This is a genomic window from Nonomuraea soli (assembly GCF_013761175.1).
Classification (GTDB): domain Bacteria; phylum Actinomycetota; class Actinomycetes; order Streptosporangiales; family Streptosporangiaceae; genus Nonomuraea; species Nonomuraea soli.
The window spans coordinates 937444-956112 of sequence record NZ_JACDUR010000005.1 but is presented as its reverse complement, the minus strand read 5'-3'; the positions used below and the strand labels follow the sequence as shown (position 1 = coordinate 956112).

Annotated in this window: 19 protein-coding genes; 10 read left to right on the top strand and 9 right to left on the bottom strand. The window is 70.3% G+C overall.

The features are described 5' to 3' along the window. Positions 1 to 77: 77 nt before the first annotated feature. Genes HNR30_RS27630 through HNR30_RS27600 form a run of 7 tightly spaced genes read left to right on the top strand, consistent with a single transcriptional unit; the run spans position 78 to position 6764 of the window. Positions 78 to 1361, top strand: a complete 1284-nt coding sequence (locus HNR30_RS27630) for an L-fuconate dehydratase (protein WP_181612910.1) — start codon at positions 78 to 80, stop codon at positions 1359 to 1361. Further along, positions 1358 to 2068 (top strand): SDR family NAD(P)-dependent oxidoreductase, encoded by a 711-nt coding sequence (locus tag HNR30_RS27625; protein ID WP_181612909.1) that lies wholly within the window; start codon positions 1358 to 1360, stop codon positions 2066 to 2068. Before HNR30_RS27630 ends, HNR30_RS27625 begins: the two co-directional genes overlap by 4 nt. Then, positions 2068 to 3093 (top strand): sugar ABC transporter substrate-binding protein, encoded by a 1026-nt coding sequence (locus tag HNR30_RS27620; protein WP_181612908.1) that lies wholly within the window; start codon positions 2068 to 2070, stop codon positions 3091 to 3093. The genes HNR30_RS27625 and HNR30_RS27620 overlap by 1 nt, the downstream gene beginning before the upstream one ends. 26 nt (positions 3094 to 3119) lie before the next feature. Continuing rightward, positions 3120 to 4577, top strand: coding sequence for a sugar ABC transporter ATP-binding protein (locus HNR30_RS27615; protein ID WP_312894666.1), 1458 nt, complete (start codon positions 3120 to 3122; stop codon positions 4575 to 4577). Next, on the top strand, positions 4574 to 5560 hold the full coding sequence (locus HNR30_RS27610; protein WP_181612906.1) for an ABC transporter permease: 987 nt from the start codon (positions 4574 to 4576) through the stop codon (positions 5558 to 5560). The genes HNR30_RS27615 and HNR30_RS27610 overlap by 4 nt, the downstream gene beginning before the upstream one ends. Continuing rightward, the gene (locus HNR30_RS27605; RefSeq protein ID WP_181612905.1) at positions 5560 to 5862 is read left to right on the top strand and encodes an L-rhamnose mutarotase; all 303 of its coding nucleotides are present in this window, start codon (positions 5560 to 5562) and stop codon (positions 5860 to 5862) included. Before HNR30_RS27610 ends, HNR30_RS27605 begins: the two co-directional genes overlap by 1 nt. A gap of 2 nt (positions 5863 to 5864) precedes the next feature. Further along, positions 5865 to 6764, top strand: a complete 900-nt coding sequence (locus HNR30_RS27600) for an aldo/keto reductase (protein WP_312894665.1) — start codon at positions 5865 to 5867, stop codon at positions 6762 to 6764. On the opposite strand, the gene HNR30_RS27595 is transcribed toward HNR30_RS27600, so the two are convergent. The 6 genes from HNR30_RS27595 to HNR30_RS27570 are packed head-to-tail and all read right to left on the bottom strand — an operon-like array spanning position 6742 to position 13426. Beyond that, a complete protein-coding gene (locus tag HNR30_RS27595) occupies positions 6742 to 8259 on the bottom strand; it encodes a PD40 domain-containing protein (RefSeq protein ID WP_181612904.1) in 1518 nt (505 codons plus the stop codon). The genes HNR30_RS27600 and HNR30_RS27595 overlap by 23 nt on opposite strands. Further along, positions 8259 to 9713, bottom strand: a complete 1455-nt coding sequence (locus HNR30_RS27590; protein ID WP_181612903.1) for a TolB-like translocation protein — start codon at positions 9711 to 9713, stop codon at positions 8259 to 8261. Before HNR30_RS27590 ends, HNR30_RS27595 begins: the two co-directional genes overlap by 1 nt. An 18-nt stretch (positions 9714 to 9731) precedes the next feature. Further along, the gene (locus HNR30_RS27585) at positions 9732 to 10652 is read right to left on the bottom strand and encodes a DNA polymerase ligase N-terminal domain-containing protein (RefSeq protein WP_181612902.1); all 921 of its coding nucleotides are present in this window, start codon (positions 10650 to 10652) and stop codon (positions 9732 to 9734) included. A 7-nt stretch (positions 10653 to 10659) separates the two neighbouring features. Continuing rightward, positions 10660 to 11346 (bottom strand): FadR/GntR family transcriptional regulator, encoded by a 687-nt coding sequence (locus tag HNR30_RS27580; protein ID WP_220134009.1) that lies wholly within the window; start codon positions 11344 to 11346, stop codon positions 10660 to 10662. Positions 11347 to 11361: 15 nt separating this feature from the next. Further along, a complete protein-coding gene (locus tag HNR30_RS27575; protein WP_181612901.1) occupies positions 11362 to 12474 on the bottom strand; it encodes a steroid 3-ketoacyl-CoA thiolase in 1113 nt (370 codons plus the stop codon). Between the two features lie 19 nt (positions 12475 to 12493). Next, positions 12494 to 13426 (bottom strand): NADP-dependent oxidoreductase, encoded by a 933-nt coding sequence (locus tag HNR30_RS27570; RefSeq protein ID WP_181613095.1) that lies wholly within the window; start codon positions 13424 to 13426, stop codon positions 12494 to 12496. Between the two features lie 77 nt (positions 13427 to 13503). On the opposite strand from HNR30_RS27570, the gene HNR30_RS27565 reads away from it, so the two are divergent. After that, positions 13504 to 14472 carry a GlxA family transcriptional regulator gene (locus HNR30_RS27565; protein ID WP_181612900.1) on the top strand — a complete coding sequence of 323 codons (969 nt, stop codon included), beginning with the start codon at positions 13504 to 13506 and terminating at the stop codon, positions 14470 to 14472. Here the strand turns inward: HNR30_RS27565 and HNR30_RS27560 are convergent. Beyond that, positions 14441 to 15397 (bottom strand): sigma-70 family RNA polymerase sigma factor, encoded by a 957-nt coding sequence (locus HNR30_RS27560; protein ID WP_181612899.1) that lies wholly within the window; start codon positions 15395 to 15397, stop codon positions 14441 to 14443. The genes HNR30_RS27565 and HNR30_RS27560 overlap by 32 nt on opposite strands. Positions 15398 to 15472: 75 nt before the next feature. Here HNR30_RS27560 and HNR30_RS27555 point away from each other — a divergent pair, with 75 nt between their 5' ends. Both HNR30_RS27555 and HNR30_RS27550 read left to right on the top strand, forming a co-directional pair. Continuing rightward, positions 15473 to 16285: an aminoglycoside phosphotransferase family protein gene (locus tag HNR30_RS27555; RefSeq protein WP_181612898.1), complete on the top strand. Its 813-nt coding sequence runs from the start codon at positions 15473 to 15475 to the stop codon at positions 16283 to 16285. 93 nt (positions 16286 to 16378) lie between these two features. Then, positions 16379 to 16834, top strand: coding sequence for a hypothetical protein (locus HNR30_RS27550; protein ID WP_181612897.1), 456 nt, complete (start codon positions 16379 to 16381; stop codon positions 16832 to 16834). Between the two features lie 189 nt (positions 16835 to 17023). On the opposite strand, the gene HNR30_RS27545 is transcribed toward HNR30_RS27550, so the two are convergent. Together HNR30_RS27545 and HNR30_RS27540 are read right to left on the bottom strand one after the other, a co-directional pair. Then, positions 17024 to 17725: a protein kinase family protein gene (locus tag HNR30_RS27545; protein ID WP_181612896.1), complete on the bottom strand. Its 702-nt coding sequence runs from the start codon at positions 17723 to 17725 to the stop codon at positions 17024 to 17026. A 202-nt stretch (positions 17726 to 17927) separates the two neighbouring features. Continuing rightward, positions 17928 to 18545, bottom strand: coding sequence for a TetR family transcriptional regulator (locus tag HNR30_RS27540; RefSeq protein WP_181612895.1), 618 nt, complete (start codon positions 18543 to 18545; stop codon positions 17928 to 17930). Positions 18546 to 18669 lie beyond the last annotated feature (124 nt).

The window sequence follows — 18669 nt, the reverse complement described above, 5'->3', positions numbered from 1 at the left end:
GATGGTTTCGATCGCAAGTCCGCCCAATCTTGACAGGGTTTCCGGAATGGCGCAGCATCATGGCCCAGATACATCCGATGTCTGAAGGGATCGCCTTGACGGCCTACGCGATCGTGGCGATGGAGAGCCATGACATCCGCTTCCCCACCTCACGCGAGCTGGACGGCTCGGACGCGATGAACCCCGACCCCGACTACTCGGCCGCCTACGTCGTCCTGCGCACCGACGACGGCCACGAGGGCCACGGGTTCGCCTTCACCATCGGCCGGGGCAACGACGTGCAGACCGCCGCGATCGACGCGCTCAGGCCGTACGTGCTCGGACGGGACGCCGAGGACCTCGGCTCGTTGTACAAGGAGCTGGTCTACGACTCCCAGCTGCGCTGGCTCGGGCCCGAGAAGGGCGTCATGCACATGGCGATCTCCGCCGTGGTCAACGCGCTGTGGGACCTGAAGGCCAGGCGCGAGGGCAAGCCGCTGTGGCTGCTGCTGGCCGAGATGAGCCCGGAGCGCATCGTCGAGCTGATCGACTTCCGCTATCTGAGCGACGCGCTCACCCCTGCCCAGGCGCTGGAGATCCTCCGCAGGAACGAGGACTCCAAGCAGGAGCGCATCGCTCACCTCAAGGAGCACGGCTACCCGGCCTACACGACCTCGCCCGGCTGGCTCGGCTACGACGACGAGAAGCTGCGGCGGCTCTGCAAGGAGGCGCTGGAGCAGGGATTCACCCAGATCAAACTGAAGGTCGGCGCCGACCTGGCCGACGACGTGCGCCGCTTCCGCGTCGCCCGCGAGGTCTGCGGTCCGGCCTTCCCCATCGCCATCGATGCCAACCAGCGCTGGGACGTGGGCTCGGCCATCGAGTGGGTCGGCGCGCTGAAGGAGTTCAACCCGTACTGGGTCGAGGAGCCGACCAGCCCCGACGACGTGCTCGGCCATGCCACCATCGCCCGCGCCCTGGCGCCGATCGCCGTGGCCACCGGCGAGCACGTGCAGAACCGGGTGATCTTCAAGCAGCTGCTCCAGGCGGGCGCGATCTCCTACCTGCAGCTGGACGCGGCCCGGGTCGGCGGGGTCAACGAGAACCTGGCCATCCTGCTGCTGGCCGCCCGCTACAACATCCCCGTCTGCCCGCACGCCGGCGGCGTGGGCCTGTGCGAGCTGGTGCAGCACCTGTCGATGTTCGACTACGTCGCCGTGAGCGCCTCCATGGAGGGCAGGGTGATCGAGTACGTCGACCACCTGCACGAGCACTTCGTCGATCCGGTGGTCATCGAGAACGGCAGCTACCGGGCGCCGCTGAAGCCCGGCTTCAGCGCCGAGATGCACCGGGAATCGATCGAAAGGTACACCCACCAATGAAGGCCATCGTGACGGGCGGAGCGTCGGGCATCGGCCTGGCCGTAGTGGAGGCCATGCGCGAGCGCGGTTGGCAGGCGCTCGCCCTGGACCTGCGGGGCGGTGACATCACCTGCGATGTGCGCGACGACCAGCAGGTCCGTACGGCGGTCGCCGAGGCGGCCGAGCGCCTCGGCGGGCTGGACGTCGTCATCAACAACGCCGGCATCGGAGCGCAGGGCACCGTCGAGGACAACCCCGACTCCGAATGGCAGAACGTCTTCGACGTCAACGTCTACGGCATGGTGCGCGTGACACGCGCCGCCCTGCCGTACCTCAGGAGGTCGGAGCATCCGGCGATCGTCAACACCTGCTCGATCGCGGCCACGGCGGGCCTGCCCCAGCGCGCCCTCTACAGCGCGACCAAGGGCGCGGTGCTCTCGCTCACCCTGGCCATGGCCGCCGACCACGTGCGCGAGGGCATCAGGATCAACTGCGTCAACCCCGGCACCGCCGACACCCCGTGGGTGGGGCGGCTGCTGGACTCGGCCGCCGACCCGGAGGCCGAGCGGGCGGCACTCAACGCCAGGCAGCCGATGGGCCGCCTGGTCAGCGCGGAGGAGGTGGCGGCGGCGATCGTCTTCCTCGCGGGACCGGAGTCGGCCGCCACCACGGGGACGGCACTGGCCGTCGACGGTGGAATGCAAGGGCTTCGACTGAGGAGAGAATGATGAAGATCGGGTCCGTCCTGGCCGGGGTGGCGCTCTTAGGGACGCTGTCCGCCTGCGGCACCACGAACACCCCAGCGGCGACCGGCGGCGGTGGTGGCAAGGTCGGCATCGACCACCCACGGGCCGACTCGGACTTCTGGAACTCCTACATCAAGTACGTGCCGCAGATGGCCGGCGAGCTCAAGGTGGAGACCCTCAACCCCACCAACTCGCAGAACGACGTGGCCAAGCTGGTCAACAACGTCCAGACGCTGGTCGGCCAGGGGGCCAGGGCGATCGTGATGGCGCCGCAGGACACCGGGGCGATCGCCTCGACGTTGCAGCAGCTGGAGAGCAAGCAGATCCCGGTCGTCTCGGTCGACACCCGGCCCGACACCGGCAAGGTCTACATGGTCGTGCGCGCCGACAACCGTGCCTACGGCACCAAGGCCTGCGAGTTCCTCGGCGAGAAGCTGGGCGGCAAGGGCAAGGTCGTGCAGCTGATGGGCGCGCTGCAGTCGGTCAACGGCCGCGACCGGGCCGAGGCGTTCCGCGAGTGCATGAAGAGCAAGTTCCCCGGCATCGAGGTCTTCGAGGAGCCGACCGAGTGGGACGGCGGCAAGGCGGCCTCGATGCTGCAGACCCGCCTGGAGGCCCACCCCGACATCAAGGGCATCTACATGCACGCGGGCGGCGTGCACCTGGCGCCGACGCTCCAGGTGCTCAAGGCCAAGAGCCTGCTCGTCGCGCCGGAGGACCCCAAGCACGTCTTCGTCGTCTCCAACGACGGCATCCCGCAGGAGTTCGACGCCATCCGCAAGGGTGAGATCGACGCGACCGTCTCCCAGCCGGCCGACCTGTACGCCAAGTACGCGCTCTTCTATGCCAAGGCCGCGATGGAGGGCAAGACGTTCCAGCCGGGGCCCACCGACCACGGCAGCACGATCATCCAGTTGCCGAACGGCCTGGAGGACCAGCTTCCCGCGCCGCTGGTGACGAAGGAGAATGTCGACGACAAGAACCTCTGGGGCAACACGGTCGGATGACGAAATATCACGTTGAAGCACATCGGGTGACCAAACGTTTCGGCCCGACCACCGCGCTCGACGACGCGGGCATCGCCATCGCCGACGGCGAGACCCACGCGCTCGTCGGCCGCAACGGCGCCGGCAAGTCCACCCTGGTGTCGATCCTGACCGGGCTCCAGCGTCCCGACGAGGGCGAGGTGCGTTTCTCAGGGCTTGCCGCACCCGCCCTCGCCGACCGCGACGCCTGGCGGCGGCAGGTCGCCTGCGTGTACCAGAGATCCACGATCATCCCCGCGCTGACGGTGGCGGAGAACCTCTTCCTCAACCGCCAGGCGGGCAGGGGCCCGATCCGGTGGGGCCCGCTGCGCAAGCGCGCCGCCGACCTCCTGGAGAGGTACGGCGTGGCGGTCGACGCGCGGGCGCTCGCCGGAGACCTCACGGTGGAGCAGCGCCAGCTCGTCGAGATCGCGCGGGCGCTGTCGATGGGGGCCCGCTTCATCATCCTCGACGAGCCGACCGCCCAGCTCGACGGGCCCGCCATCCAGCGGCTCTTCGAGCGCATGCGGGCGCTGCGGGCCGAGGGGGTGACGATGATGTACATCTCGCACCACCTGGAGGAGGTGTACGAGATCTGCCAGAGCGTCACGGTCTTCCGTGACGCCCGGCATGTCGTCACCGCGCCGGTGGCGGAGCTGCCGCACGACGCGCTGGTCGCCGCGATGACGGGGGAGGCGGGTGGTGTCTACCGGTCCCGGCGCGGCGCGGGGCCGGGCGGTGGTACGGCACGCGTCGTGCTGGCGGCGCGCGAGCTCTCCCTGGCCGGGAAATATCGAGACATCTCCCTGTCTGTTCACTCCGGCGAGATCGTCGGCTTCGCCGGTTCCGGCAGCAGCGGCAAGATCGGCCTCGCCGAGACGCTGGTCGGCCTGCACCGCCCCGACACGGGCACCGTCACCGTCAACGACACTCCCGTCCGCGACGTGCCCTCCGCCCTGGGGGCCGGGCTCGGCTTCGTGCCCCAGGACCGCCACCGCGAGGGATTCGTGCCGCTGCTGTCGATCGCCGAGAACGCCACCATGACGATCGCGCACAAACTCGGCCGCCACGGCATCGTCGCCCCGTCCAGGCAGCGGGCCAGAGCCGTACGGCTCATCGGCGACCTCGACATCAAGACCGAGGGCCCGCACCAGCCCGTCGCCGACCTGTCCGGCGGAAACGCGCAGAAGGTGGTCATGGCCAGAGCCCTGGCCGACGACCCGAGCGCCCTGGTGGTGATCAACCCCACGGCCGGCGTCGACGTCAAGGCCAAGCAGGCGCTGCTGGGCGCCGTGGAGGAGGCGGCCGAACGCGGAGCCGGCGCTGTGCTGGTCTCCGACGAGCTCGACGACCTGCGCATCTGCGACCGGGTGCTGGTGATGTTCCACGGCAGGATCGTCAAGGAGGTGCCGCGCGGCTGGAGCGACCACCAGCTCGTGGCCGCAATGGAAGGAGTGGACGCGTGACAAGCGTGGCTCTGAGGCCGGGCGTGAAGCTGGCCAGGTTCCGCGATCTGACGCTGGTGCCGGTCATCGTCCTGCTGCTGGTCGTGGGCGCCTTCGCCAACCCGATCTTCCTGACGGCCGGCAACCTCACCAACGTCCTGCAGCAGCAGTCGGCGCTGGCCCTGGTGGTGCTGGCCGAGGCGCTGATCCTCATCTCCGGCAAGTTCGACCTGTCGCTGGAGTCGATCGTCGGCATGGCGCCCGCCGTCGCCGTCATGCTGGTCGTCCCCGCCGCCTCCAACGGCTTCGGCACCGAACTGCCCGCGGCGCTGGCGATCCCGCTGGTCCTGCTGGTCGGCGCGGCCGTCGGCGCCTTCAACGGCTTCCTCATCGTGCGCTTCCAGCTGTCGGCCTTCATCGTCACGCTGGCCATGCTGATCGTCGTGCACGGCCTGCACCTGGGCTGGAGCGAGGGCAAGAGCCTGTTCAAGGTGCCGGAGTCGATCCTGTTCCTGGGCAGCACCACCTTCGTCGGCCTGCCGGTGTCGGTGTGGTTCGTGATCATCCTGTTCGCGCTGGCCATCGTGGTGTTGCGCTACTTCCGCCTGGGCAGGGCGCTCTACGCGATCGGCGGCAACATCGACGCCGCCCGCGCGGCGGGCATCCGCGTCGACCGGGTGCTCTGGGGCGTGTTCATCCTCGGCGGCACCCTGGCGGCCCTGGCCGGGCTGCTGGAGACCGGACGGCTCGGCGGCATCAGCGCCAACCAGGGCGTCGGCATGATCTTCATGGTGTTCGCCGCGGCCGTCATCGGCGGCGTGAGCATGGACGGCGGCAAGGGCACGATCTTCGGCGCGCTGACCGGTGTCCTGGTGATCGGGCTCGTGGAGAACATCCTGTCGCTCGTCGGGGTCGCACCCGAATGGCGCCAGCTCATCTACGGGATGATCATCCTTGTCTCCCTGATCATCAGCCGGGTCGTCGGCGGAAAGGCACAAGACTGATGCAACGCCTCCCCCTCCGCACCCGGCTCAGACCCGGGTGCGAGGAGACGTACGACGCCGAGCACGCGCGCATCCCCGCCGACCTGGAAGCCGCCATGCGCGAGCACGGCGTGCACTCCTGGCGCATCTACCGCGACGGGCTCGACCTGTTCCACGTCGTCGAGGTGGACGACTACGCCGCGCTGCAGGAGGCGCTGCGCGACCACCCGGCCGACATCGCCTGGCAGCGGCGGATGAACCGGCTGCTCGACGGCGACTTCGACAAGGGCTCCGGCGGGCTCGCACTGGTCTGGGAGATGTGAACGTGAAGCTCGGTTTCGGGGCCGCGCCCGTGTCGAACCTGTACTCCGCGGTCTCGGAGGAGGCGGCCCACGCCACGATGGAGGCCGCCTGGGAGGCCGGAGTCCGCTACTACGACACCGCCCCGCACTACGGCCTCGGCCTCTCGGAACGCCGCCTCGGCGCCTTCCTGCGCGGCAGGTCCGGCTACACCCTGTCGACGAAGGTCGGCCGCCTGCTCGTCCCCGGCCACCCGCCGCAACGCGACACCCAGGGCTTCGACGTCGTCTCCGACCTGCGCCGGGTCTGGGACTTCTCCGCCGACGGCGTGCGCCGCTCCCTCGACGACTCGCTCAAGCGCCTCGACGTCGACCACGTCGACACCGTGCTCCTCCACGACCCGGACGACCACGTCGAGCAGGCGCTCGACGAGGCCTATCCGGCCCTGGAGCGGCTGCGCTCAGAAGGCGTGGTGGGCTCCATCGGCATCGGCATGAACCAGTGGCAGGTCCCGAGCCGCTTCGTCCGCGAGACCGACATCGACGTGGTGATGCTCGCCGGCCGCTACACGCTGCTCGACCGTTCAGGGCGGGACCTGCTCGACGAGTGCGCGGCGCGCGGGGTCAGGGTGCTCGCCGCCGGGGTGTTCAACAGCGGGCTCCTGGCCACCCACGAGCCGTCGGGCACGTACGACTACGCTCCGGCGCCGCCCGAGGTGCTGGAGCGGGCCAGGGCCCTGGCCCGGCTGTGCGAGCGCCACGGCATCACGCTGCCGCAGGCCGCGATCGCCTTCCCGCTCACGCATCCGGCGGTGTCGGCGGTGGTGCTGGGGATGCGCTCGGCGGACGAGGTCAAGCAGAACACGGAGCTGTACGGCGCGGCGGTACCGGAGGAGTTCTGGGTCAGGGCAGCAGACCTGGTGTGAGCCCGTCGACGTCGGTGAGCTGGTCGGGCACCTCCAGCTCCTCCGCCTTCCCCGTCCTGACCTTGACCAGGCTGTACTGCGACGAGGCCACGATCACCACCTCGTCGGCGTCGCGCCAGGCGAAGTGCGACGGGGCGTCGTCGAGCCTCACCCGCTTGTCGGTGAGCACGCGCCCGTCCCCGGCGTCCATCGTGACCAGGCTGTAGTCGGGCTCGGCGGCACGTGCGACGACGAAGGCCAGGGTGCGGCCGTCGGGTGACAGGTGCCCCGCCGAGTCCCAGAGGTCGGCCTCGATCTGGAAGCGTGCTCTGGGCCGGGCATCGCCGAAGCGGAACTCCATGACCCTGCTCACCGTGGCGAAGCCCGGCACGTCGTCGGCCTTGGCCTGGCCGGCGAGCAGGACGACACCCGCGTCGGAGACTCCGATCACGCAGCAGGAGATCGGGATGCGGCTGGTCCGGCCGGTCTCCAGGTCGTGGAGCACGGGCCTGGCGGACGTGGACGCGTACTCACCCGAGTCGGCCACGAGGTAGCGGCTGTTGGCGGAGAAGGCGAGGTTGCCGTCCTCCACCTTGTCCGAGACCTCCCGCGTCCGGCCGCTGCGAAGGTCGCGCACCATGAGCCTGCGCTTGTCCGCGAGGTAGGCGAGGGTGCGGCCGTCAGGCGACACCCGGACGTACCCGTCGTCCTCCCAGGCACGGGCGTCGTCGAAGTCCCAGACCTTTCCGGCCGTGCCGACCAGCCGCCAGGCCGCGTCGCAGTCGTCGCAGGAGTAGGCGAAGCGGATCGGCTCGTCCAGCGTCTTCGGCAGGCGGCCCTTCTCGTCCAGGGCCTCCGGCTTCTCCTCTTCCTCCGGTTCCTCCGTCATCGTCTCCTCGACCAGCGCGGGCGGCTGCACCACGCTGAGCGGGGCCCGCTCCTGCTCCATGCCCGACATCGAGACCATGGCCGCCGCCACCATCAGCAGCCCGAACACCGAGCTCGCCGCCAGCCACCCCTTCAGGGGAGACCTGACGTCTGTCGAGGGCGGCTCCGCGGGGGGATGCGCCGGCGCGGCGAGCCTGGCCATCTCCTCCCGCAACCGCACGGAGGCCCCGCCGGGCTCCAGCTCGCGCAGCAGCCGCCCGGCCTCCTCCTGGCCCGCCTCCAGCTCCCACCGTGCGGCGTACACGGCCCGGGGAGTCTCGCGCCAGATGTGGAAACACGCCACCGCCAGGGCGCGCCTGTCCGTATCGAGCTCCCACAGGACACGCGGCAGCGCCCAGTAAGCCGGGTCGTGGCGCCGGGGCCAGAATCCGTCGAGAAACTGACGCAGCAGGAACTCGTACAACCGGTCGCGCGGGTTGCTCCTGGAAACCGTCGTCCATCGGGTGCGGACGAGGTCCATCGCCTCGCGGGCCAGTTCGGTGGCCTGGCCATGATTGCCGACGAGAAGGTACGCGGTGCCTACCAGCTCGTCGCGAATCTCCCCCCGGAACTGCAGAAAATCCCCCATCAGCGCATGGTGCCGATCGCCAGCCCGTCGACGTCGTCGATCTCGCCGGGCACCTCGACCGTCCTGGTCCGGCCGGTGAGGGCGTTGACCAGGTGGAGCCCGTTGTCGTCCCTGACGAGCACCTGGTCGCCGTAGCGCCATCCGACGATGAGGGCGGTGGAGGGGTCGATGGCGGTCAGCCGCCGCCGGTCGAGCTCGCGGCCCGTCCGCGCGTCCACCGTGACCAGTGTGCGTACGGAGATGAAGGCCATCGTCCGCCCGTCCGGTGACAGGTGGCCGCCGCTCACCGCCAGGTCGCCCGACAGGAGGAAGGAGGTGGGGGAGCCCGAGCCGGGGGCGATCGCGGAGATCTCGTCGCCGTCGGCGAGCAGCGCGCGGCCCGCGTCGGAGACGCCGACCGCACGGCCCGGCCGTGGGGAGTTGTGGACCTGTCTGCCCGCGCGGGTGTCGAACAGGACGGGGCCGTTGCCGGAGGTCACCAGCAGCCACCGGCTGTTGGCGGAGAAGGTGTAGCGCAGTTCGCCCTGCTTGCCGGTGACAGATCTGGCGGCGCCCTCGCGCACGTGGCGGATCATGACCTTCCGGGTCCGGAAGTCCTGGTAGACCATCCTCATGCCGTCGGGGGACACGGCGATCTGCCCGCCCATCGACGGGGGCAGCGCCTCGCCGAACACCCAGCGCCGGCCCGATTCGCCGACCAGCGTCCAGGCGTCGCACGCGGAGCAGGCGAAGGCGTAGCGGATCGTGTCGGAGATCCTGTGGGGCAGCGGTTCTGCGATGAGGCCGGGCTCGGCCACCATGGGTGCGGGCCCGCCGTCGTGGATCCTGACGACACGCGGTGGCCCCGAGGTGCCGATCGACGGCAGCCCGGCGAGCAGGAGCACGCCGACGAGCCCGAGCGCCATCAACATCGGGCCCTTCCTGCGCCTGGGCCGGACGACGCGCGGAGCATGCGGGGCATGCTGGGCCTGCGGGGGAGCGGAGACCGAGAAGGTGACCGGCGGGCGGCCGCCGGCGATCTCGTCCAGTGCTTCGCGCAGTTCCGCGGAGGATCCGCCGGGCAGCAGTTCCTCGGCCAGTCGCCTGGCTTCTGTGCCGCCCTGGCCCGGCTCCTGCCTGGAGGCGAGGAAGGCACGTGACTCCTCGGGCCAGACGCGGAAGCAGGCCGCCATGAGGGCACGCTGATCGGGCCGCAGCCGCCACCAGGCGCGGGGGAAGGCCCCGTACTCCATCCCGGCCGGCTCGGGGTGACTGTTGTCGAGGTATTCGGCCAGGAGTAATTCGTACAGGCGATCACGCGCGTCGTCGGCGTCGATGACGTGCCATCTCTGGCGGAGGCCCCCGAGGGACCTGGAGGCCAGGGACGCGGCCTCGCCGGCGTGTCCGGTGAGCAGGTAGGCCGTGCCGGCCAGCTCGTCACCGATCTCCCAGGTGAATTCTAAGAAATCCCCCATGGATCGAGAGTAAGTCCTTTATGCGGAGAAAAGCAGCCAAGACTGGGATTCGCCGGGCTCGTAAGGGGAATTCAGTCTCTTCCCGATCACGCCCGGCAGGCCCTGATCGCGGGCCGCCTGCCGTACGGCCCCGAACTCGCCCGGCCACGACGGGGCGGTCTGCCAGCGCGCGCCCGAGATCTCCAGCGACTGCAGCGTCTCCCGCCGGCTGCTGAACGGCAGCCCGGTCAGCAGGTGGCCGTCGTAGTAGAGCAGGTCGTAGCAGATGTAGACCTCCGCGCCGCCGAGGGTCACGAGCTCGCCGTCGAGGACGGCGCTGCGGCTGCCGAACGACTCGGCCAGCGGGCGCAGGAGCTTGACCTCGGTGCGTCCGCCGTCGATCGTGGCGAGAGTACGGCGGCCGCCCCAGGCGAACTCGAAGGCGTAGTCGCCGGGACGTCTGGGCGCCTTGGCACGCTTGACCGCCAGCATCGGCTCCAGCGCGGGCATGGGGTCCCTGGCCGGGGGGTCCATGCGGTGGATCATCCAGTTCTTCCCGTGGGTCTGGAAGAGCACGAACCTGCCCTGGGCGCGGGAGCCGTTCAGGACGATCTTGACCTCGCGCTCACTCCACTTCTCGCAGGTGTAGGTCCCGCGGTCCCAGACCGTCATGCTGCCGCCGCCGTACTCCCCCTGCGGGATCTCCCCCTCGAAGGTGAGGTACTCCATCGGGTGGTCCTCGGTGCGCACGGCCAGGTGGTTGACCTTGGGGTCGGGCGGCAGGCCCTTGGGCACCGCCCAGGAGGCGAGCACCCCGTCGCGCTCCAAGCGCAGGTCCCAGTGGAGCGAGCGGGCGTGGTGCTCCTGGATCACGAACTGGTCGTCGTCACCCTGCCGGCGCTCGCCGAAGGGCTCGGGGGTGCGGCTGGGGTCACGCTTGTCGCGATATCGATCCAGCATGCACGGGTCATACCCGGCGAAGCCACTGTTCCACGCCCGCTATGTGGATGGTCGCCCACGAGCGGGCCACCTCGGGCTGCCGGGCGGCGATGGCGTCGTAGATCGCCGTGTGCTGCTCGATCGTCTTCTCCAGCGCGCCCTCCTGGGTCAGGCCGCGCCAGATCCGCGCCCGCTGGGTGGGCCCGGCCAGCGACTCGACGAACGAGCAGAGCACGCTGTTGCCCGAGCCGCGGGCGATGCGGTGATGGAAACGCAGGTCGTTCTGGACCAGCTGCTCGATGGTCGGGTCGGCGGGCAGGTCGTCGAGGATCGCGCGCAGCTCGGCGATGTCGTCGTCGCTCATCAGCTCGGCGGCCATCGCGGTGGCGGCGGGCTCCAGGATGCGGCGCACCTCGAAGAACTGGATGACCGTGTCGTCGCGGTGCAGGTCGAGCACGAAGGAGAGGGTGTCGAGGAGCAGGCCGGGCTCCAGGCTGGTGACGTAGGTGCCGTCGCCCTGCCGTACGTCGAGCACGTTGATCAGCGCCAGCGCCCTGACGGCCTCGCGCAGCGAGTTGCGCGACAGGCCCAGGCGTTCGGCCAGGTCGGCCTCCTTGGGCAGTCGCGCACCCGGCGCGAGCTCACCGGACAGGATCATCTGCTTGATCTTGTCGATCGCGGCGTCGGTGACGGCCACCAGTATCCCCCTAGACATCGGATGTCTAGGAGTCTAGAGCCTTTCGAGGATCGTGGCGGTGGCGAGGGCCCCGCCCGCGCACATGCTGACCAGGGCCGTCGCGGAGTCGGAGCGTTCGAGCTCGTGCAGCGCGGTGGTGATCAGCCGGGAACCGGTCGCGCCCACGGGGTGGCCGAGCGCGATCGCGCCGCCGTTCACGTTGACGCGGTCGAAGTCGGGCTGGTGCACGCTCGCCCACGACAGCACCACGGAGGCGAAGGCCTCGTTGACCTCGAAGCGGTCGAGGTCGGCCATGCTCATCCCGGTACGGCTGAGCACCTTGGCGGTGGCGTCGACCGGGCCGTCGAGGTGGTAGTGCGGCTCAGATCCGACCAATGCCTGGGCCAGGATGCGGGCGCGCGGGCGCTTGCCGTACCTCTGGGCGGCCTGCTCGCTCATCAGCAGCACGGCGGCGGCACCGTCGGAGATCTGGGAGGAGGTGCCCGCCGTGTGCAGGCCGTCGGGCATGACCGGCTTGAGGTTCGCCAGGCCGTCGGCGGTGGTCTCGCGTAAGCCCTGGTCGCGGTTGACGCCGTTGACCGCGACGACCTCCCGCTCGAACCGCCCGTCGGCCCAGGCCTTGGCGGCCAGCTGCTGCGAGCGCGCCCCGAACCAGTCGAGCCGCTCGCGGGTCAGCCCGCGCCGCCGTGCGATGCGCTCGGCGGCGGTGAACTGGTCGGGCAGGTCGATGCTCCAGTCGTCGGGCCTGGGGGAGGCGGGCATCACGTTGCTGCCCAGCGGGGCCCGGCTCATCACCTCGACGCCGCAGGCGATGCCCACCTCGATGACGCCCGCCTGGATCAGCGCGGCGACCAGGTGCACGGCCTGCTGCGACGAGCCGCACTGGGCGTCGATCGTGGTGACCCCGGTGGAGTACGGCAGGCCCGCGTACAACCACGCGTAGCGACCGACGTGCCCGCCCTGCTCGCCCGCCTGGGTGACGCACCCGGCGAAGACCTGTTCGACCGTGGCGGGGTCGATCTCCGCCCGTTGCACCAGGCCGTTCAGCGCGGCAGCGAGAACCTGTTGCGGTTTCAGCTCGGACAGCCAGCCGTTCCGTTTGCCGATGGGGGTCCGGACGGCTTCGACGATCACAGGTGTGCCCACGCGCTGAATGTAACGTGTTCTAGTTAGTCAGCACAATCTTGCCGGTGGTGCGATTGCTCTCGCCCAGCTCATGGGCCTTGGCAGCCTGGGCCAGCGGCAGCACGGTGTCGATGTGCACCCTCAGCTCGCCCTTCACCACCATCTCGGCGATGGCGGTCATCGCGGCGTAGTCGGGCTCGACCAGCATGTCCTCCGAGCGCATGCCCATCCTGTCCGCCTCGGCCATCAGCTCGGGATGGGTGTTCGACAGCACCAGCGACACGATCACGCCGCCCGGCCTGAGCGTGCGCAGCGAGCGCATGCCGTAGTCGCCGCCCATGGACTCCACGACCACGTCCACGTCACGCACGACCTCGGCGAAGTCGGTGGTCCGGTAGTCGACCAGCTCGTCGGCGCCCAGCCCGCGCAGGAAGTCGTGCTTGGCGGCGCTGGCCGTGCCGATGACGTAGGCGCCGCGCGCCTTGGCGATCTGGACGGCCAGATGGCCGACGCCGCCCGCGGCCGCGTGGATCAGCACCCGCTGGCCCTTGGCGAGCCGGGCCGTGTCGACCAGGGCCTGCCAGGCGGTCAGCGCGGCCAGCGGCAGCGCGCCCGCCTGCACGTGGTCGATCTCGGCGGGCTTGCGGGCGAACGTCCGCGTCGGCGCGACGACGTACTCCGCGTAGGCGCCGTTGGAGAAGGGGTAACGCAGCATGCCGAAGACCTCGTCGCCCGGCTTGTAGAGGGCGGCTCCCGCACCGACCGCCTCGACGACGCCCGAGACGTCCCAGCCCAGCACGAACGGGGGAGCACCGAGCGCGCCACCGTACTCGCGGTACTTCCAGTCGGTCGGATTGACCCCGGCCGCCCTGACCCGGACCAGCACCTCGGTGGGCCCCGGCTCCGGCCGGTCGACCTCGACTTCCCTCAGGACCTCCGGCCCGCCGAGCCGGTCCTGGCTGATCGCACGCATCTTCATGCCTCGACCCTGTCAGCCGGGCGATCATCCCGGCCAGTGGCCCATGGGACATGATGTGCAAACATTGGGCCATGCAACGCGTGGTGGTCCTGGCCCTGGACGGCGTCATCCCCTTCGAGCTCAGCGTGCCCGACCGGATCTTCCGGGCCGCCGGCCACGGGCTCTACGAGGTGCTGACCTGCTCGCTCGACGGCGCCCCCGTGCGCACCGACGCCGACTTCTCCATCGCCGTCGAACACTCCATGGAGATCATCGCGAGCGCCGACATCCTGGTCGTCCCGCCGTCGGAATGGTTCGGCGACGTCACCGGGCCCGACCGGCTGCCACCGGCGCTCCTCTCGGCCCTCGCGCTGCTGCGCCCCGGCGCGCGAGTCGCCTCGATCTGCATCTCCACCTTCGTGCTGGCCGCCGCGGGCCTGCTCGACGGCCGCCCCGCCACCACCCACTGGGCCAGGGCCGCCCACTTCAGCAGGTGCTTTCCCCGGGTACGGCTGGCTCCCGAGGTGCTCTTCGTCGACGACGGCGACGTGCTGACCTCGGCGGGCGCCGCCGCCGGGGTGGACCTGTGCCTCCACATCGTCAGGCAGGACCACGGCAGCGACATCGCCAACCGGGCCGCCCGCAACTGCGTCGTGCCGCCCTGGCGCGAAGGCGGGCAGGCGCAGTACATCGAGCGGCCGGTGCCCCTGCCGGGCGACTCCGGCACCGCCCCGGCCCGCGAGTGGGCACTGGCCAACCTCGGCCTGCCGCTTCACCTCGACGACCTGGCCGCGCGGGCCAACATGAGCCGGCGCACCTTCACCAGGCGCTTCCGCGAGGAGGTCGGCCTCAGCCCCGGCCAGTGGCTCACCACCCAGCGCGTCGAACTCGCCCGCCACCTGCTGGAGAGCACCGACCTGCCGGTCGACACGGTCGCCTCGCGCGCCGGCTTCGGCACCTCGGCCTCGCTCAGGCAACACCTCAACGCGGCGTGCGGCGTCTCGCCGCACACCTACCGGCGCACGTTCTCTACACGGAGTCGGGCAGCCCGAACACCTTGAACAGCGACAGGTCGAAGAACTGGCTCACGTGCTTGACCTTGCCGCCCTCCAGCGTGAGCACCGGGATCGCGAACGGCTCACCCTTGTAATACATGCCGAAGGCCGCCTGCCCGTTGGCCTGTGCCGCGACGAGCTGCAGATCGCCCGCCCGCTTGGCCGGGCACCAGTTGGCGATGAGCTCGGCGATGTTCTCGGGGCCCTGGTACCAGCAGACGAAGGGCGGCATCTCCCACACGGCGTCCTTCGTGAACAGCTCCACGATCGCGGCCATGTCGTAGTCCTCGAAGGCACGGACGTAGCGGTCGAGGATCTCCTTGCGCTCGTCGGCCGTCGGCTCGCTGAGGTGATCTTCGTCGAGCCCCGCCTGCTCCAGCTGCGCCTTGGCCCGCTGCAGCATGCTGTTGACCGCGGTCGTGGTCGTGCCGAGCACCTCGGCCACCTCCGCCGCCTTCCACTGCAGCACCTCGCGCAGCACCAGCACAGCCCGCTGCCTGGCGGGAAGATGCTGCAGCGCGGCCATCAGCGCCAGCCGGATCGACGAGCGCGAGGTCACCACGTGAGCGGGATCGGCGCCCATCGAGTCGGCTCCGACCATCACGTCGGGGATCGGCTCCAGCCACGGCACCTCGTTGTCGCTGACCAGCTCCTGGACCGGATCGGCGCTCGGCTGGCCCAGTCCCGTGGGCATCGGGCGGCGCTTGCGGCTGTCGAGCGCGGTCAGGCAGGTGTTCGTGGCGATCTTGTACAGCCACGTGCGCATGGACGCCCTGCCGTCGAACTTGTCGTAGGCGTTCCACGCTCGCAGATAGGTCTCCTGGACCAGATCCTCCGCATCGTGCACCGAGCCCATCATCCGGTAGCAGTGCGCGATCAGCTCGCGCCGCAGCGGGTCGGCTTGACGAAGGAACTCATCGTTGTCCGTCATGCCTCCTGTATAGACGACGCCACCGACAATTCCCCAAAGACTTCACCACGAGGGGCCCCTGATTGACTGACCTGCGTGGAATCCTCATTGCTGGACATCGCCGAGACCCTCCTGCCGGGCATCTCCCTGGACGCCGCCCGCCACGAACAGGGCGGCTTCCACGACGTCGTCCTCGTGCCGGGCGTCGCGGCCGTGCGCGTCGCAAGAACCGGGCGCGCGGCCCGCGAACTGCCCCGCCGTACGGCCCTGCTCGACCGCCTCGCCGCCCAGGACCTCCCCTTCCAGGTGCCGGTTCCCCTCGGCCCCGTGACCGAGGTGAACGGCCGTGCGGCCGTCGCGGTGTCGTGGCTCGACGGCCAGGCGCACCCCAAGGGCAGCGGCGACCCGGCGGCCCTGCGCGCGGTGCTCGACGCGCTGGCGGGCGTCGACCTGGCCAAGGTCGACGACCTGCTCGGCGTGCCGCACACCTACGCGGGAGGGGAGCGCTGGGCCGAGATCATGCTGGAGCGGGTCGTTCCGCTGCTGGGCGGCCAGGCGGGCGAACGTGTCCGGGCGGCGCTCGACCTGCCCGCCGTACCTCCGGGCCTCGTGCACGGCGACCTGGCCGGGCACAACATGCACTGGAGCGCCGACGGGCGGCTGATCGGGATCCTCGACTGGGACTTCGCCCAGGCCTACGACCCCGCCGTCGACGTCGCCTGCCTGGCCTGGCACGGATGGGACACCGTGCGCGCCGCCGTCGACGAGGAGACCTACCGGCGGGCGCGGGTGTGGTTCATGACCTTCGGGCTGGAGCAGCTGGCGGTGGCGCTGCTGGAGGAGGCTCCGGAGGAGGTCGTCGCCGGGCAGGTCGAGCGGGCGCGGCAGTGGATGGAGCGCACGGGCTAGCACCTGGACATACCTCCGCCATACCGCCGGTCTCTAGCGTTCTTCGCGGTGCTCCGAGCACCACGAAGAACGCCCATGGAAAGGATCGGACTCATGCGGAAGCTCAACCGCTCGAAGATGCTCGCCACGGTCGTCGGGGTCTCCGCGGCCCTCGCCGTCCTGACGCCGGCCGCGGCCGCCACCGCCTCCACCGGCACCTGGACCGCCACCTCGGCCGGCTGCAAGGAGAAGTGGAGCAAGCTGAACACCAAGGACGGCTTCGTCAGCTACGTGCTGAAGCTCTGCAGCAACGGCTACGGCGAGGCGCGCGGCAGCGTGACGGACACCAAGAACGACGTCTGGACGGCCGTCGTCGAGGTCTCCTTCAAGAAGAGCAACGGCAACGAGATCGCCGGCTGGTACAAGGAGGCCGGGCGGAACAAGGGCCACAAGAGCTTCAAGTGGTCCCTCTCCCGCACCAACCTCGACCGGATCACGATCCGGGCCAAGCGCTGCCTTCCGAGCACGATCGTCTGCAACAACACCAAGACGTACACGATCTACCCGTGACGCTCCGGCCTCAATGCTTGTCGACGCAGACCGTCATCGGCGGCACCCGCCAGGTCCAGTAATGCGTCCCGGCGCCGCCGCAGGCGCCGCCGTCCTTGCTCCTGTCGTTCCTGACGACGCGGCGCACGGTGTAGGTCCTGGGGGCGCCGTCGTTGCAGCTGTCGACGGCCGGGCGTTTCGGCAGGCCGCTCAGACAGTCGCCGACCTCGAACTCGGGCTCCTGCCCGGTCGGCGTGGGGGTGGCGCCGGGGGTGGACGGGGGCGTGGAGATCTCGGTGGGCGTGGCTCCTCCCGCAGGCGGGCCGCCCACTGCGAGAGCGTCGGCCTGCCGAACGGCGGCTGCTGAAGCGCGGCCGTCGCCAGCTCCGCCACCCCGGCCCCGAACACCCCCAACCGTGCCCCGTCGACCGCCCAGGGGTCACGCGTCATCACTCGCACGACCAGCGACGCGAAGAGATACCCATCGCTTTGCGGCGTCCCCAGAGGCTCGTCAGCGGGAAGCGGAGCCTCGGCAGGAGGCAGCGCGTGCGCCCCGCCCATCCACATCGTGTCGCAGCCGACGAGAAAGCACCCCGGCTCCCCGCTTGCCGCGAACAGCACCGTCTGGGGTGACAACCCGCCCACGACGATCCCCATCGAATGCAACCGGGCCAGGGTGCCGGCCAGATCGGCCAGAATCAGCAACCGCTCCCGGTCGGAGACAGCCCCGTCGTGGATGAGGTGCTCCAGCGTCGCCGGCTCCCGCACGTCACGCAGGAACCGGTGCGGTACGGCCCGCGCCAGGTATCCGGCGACCGTGCCGTCCGCTTCGACGAGCTCGGTCGGCCAGGCGGCCCTGTCGCCCAGCCATGCGGCGTCGGGTGGCGAGAGCCGTGCGGGGAGCTGCGTCATCGCGGTGAGCACGGGCAGGTCGACGGGGGTCCCGGGGTCGTACTCCTTGTAGACGGCGTCCCACCGGCCGTTGATCTTTCCGCTGAGCTCCTCGTGGAGCCCCCGGCCTTCGCGCCCCAGATGCCGCCCGAGGGTCAGCCGAGCGGGGGACCCTAGGGTCAGGGGGAGGGGAGATCAAAGAGGGAAAAACCAGCGGTGAAGGCTACAGGTCGGCGAAGAGGCGCCCGGCGGCGATCTCGATCCGATGCTGGATCTGCTCGTACGTGCGCCGCCCCCTCAGCATCTCGAGCAGCTCGTGCACCCACACGCTCGACAACGATCCCGCGAGCGCGTGCTCCTCGTCGGTGGCCTCGCGGATGCCCGACACGCGCAGCAGCAGCCCCGCCATGCGATCGCCGAAGGGCGTGTCGACCTCGGCCATGATCAGCGACCTGATCAGGGCGTCGGCGAGTTCCGGCTCTCTCATGAGCCCGCGGGTGGCGCGCATGAGGACGTCGACGGCGCGGCCCGCGGGGTGGAGGGCGCTCGGCGGGCGGCGTTCGATGCTGGTCTCGAGCAGGTCGAGCTCTTCGCCGACCACGGCGACGACCAGGTCCATCTTCGACGGGAAGTAGCGGTACAACGTGCCCAGGGCGACGCCGGCGCGTTCGGCGACGGTGCGCATCTGCATGGCCTCGACGCCGCCGCGTGAGGCGAGGGCGGCGGCGGCCTGGACGATGCGCTTGCGGCGCTGGTGCTGGCTGCGGGTGCGGGCGCCCGAGGGGCCGGCCGTGTCGCTGTCGGCCTGGGGGGCAGGCACGGGAGCCGCAGGGGTGGGCATGAGAACACGTTATCTGATTTGTCGGCAAGTCCGCTTGTTACTAGCCAGTCACTAAGGAATGGCATCGGCGCATGTCTAACTACTTTTCGGGATTTGTCGTGACTGGGCCTCCGGCGACCCTGCT

Coding starts and splice junctions, on each gene's coding strand:
- HNR30_RS27570 (WP_181613095.1), bottom strand. CDS start 13,426: ATGCGTGCGATCAGCCAGGACCGGCTCGGCGGGCCGGAGGTCCTGAGG.
- HNR30_RS27545 (WP_181612896.1), bottom strand. CDS start 17,725: ATGACGCAGCTCCCCGCACGGCTCTCGCCACCCGACGCCGCATGGCTG.
- HNR30_RS27590 (WP_181612903.1), bottom strand. CDS start 9,713: ATGGGGGATTTCTTAGAATTCACCTGGGAGATCGGTGACGAGCTGGCC.
- HNR30_RS27605 (WP_181612905.1), top strand. CDS start 5,560: ATGCAACGCCTCCCCCTCCGCACCCGGCTCAGACCCGGGTGCGAGGAG.
- HNR30_RS27620 (WP_181612908.1), top strand. CDS start 2,068: ATGAAGATCGGGTCCGTCCTGGCCGGGGTGGCGCTCTTAGGGACGCTG.
- HNR30_RS27560 (WP_181612899.1), bottom strand. CDS start 15,397: ATGACGGACAACGATGAGTTCCTTCGTCAAGCCGACCCGCTGCGGCGC.
- HNR30_RS27565 (WP_181612900.1), top strand. CDS start 13,504: ATGCAACGCGTGGTGGTCCTGGCCCTGGACGGCGTCATCCCCTTCGAG.
- HNR30_RS27595 (WP_181612904.1), bottom strand. CDS start 8,259: ATGGGGGATTTTCTGCAGTTCCGGGGGGAGATTCGCGACGAGCTGGTA.
- HNR30_RS27625 (WP_181612909.1), top strand. CDS start 1,358: ATGAAGGCCATCGTGACGGGCGGAGCGTCGGGCATCGGCCTGGCCGTA.
- HNR30_RS27540 (WP_181612895.1), bottom strand. CDS start 18,545: ATGCCCACCCCTGCGGCTCCCGTGCCTGCCCCCCAGGCCGACAGCGAC.
- HNR30_RS27580 (WP_220134009.1), bottom strand. CDS start 11,346: ATGTCTAGGGGGATACTGGTGGCCGTCACCGACGCCGCGATCGACAAG.
- HNR30_RS27585 (WP_181612902.1), bottom strand. CDS start 10,652: ATGCTGGATCGATATCGCGACAAGCGTGACCCCAGCCGCACCCCCGAG.
- HNR30_RS27550 (WP_181612897.1), top strand. CDS start 16,379: ATGCGGAAGCTCAACCGCTCGAAGATGCTCGCCACGGTCGTCGGGGTC.
- HNR30_RS27630 (WP_181612910.1), top strand. CDS start 78: ATGTCTGAAGGGATCGCCTTGACGGCCTACGCGATCGTGGCGATGGAG.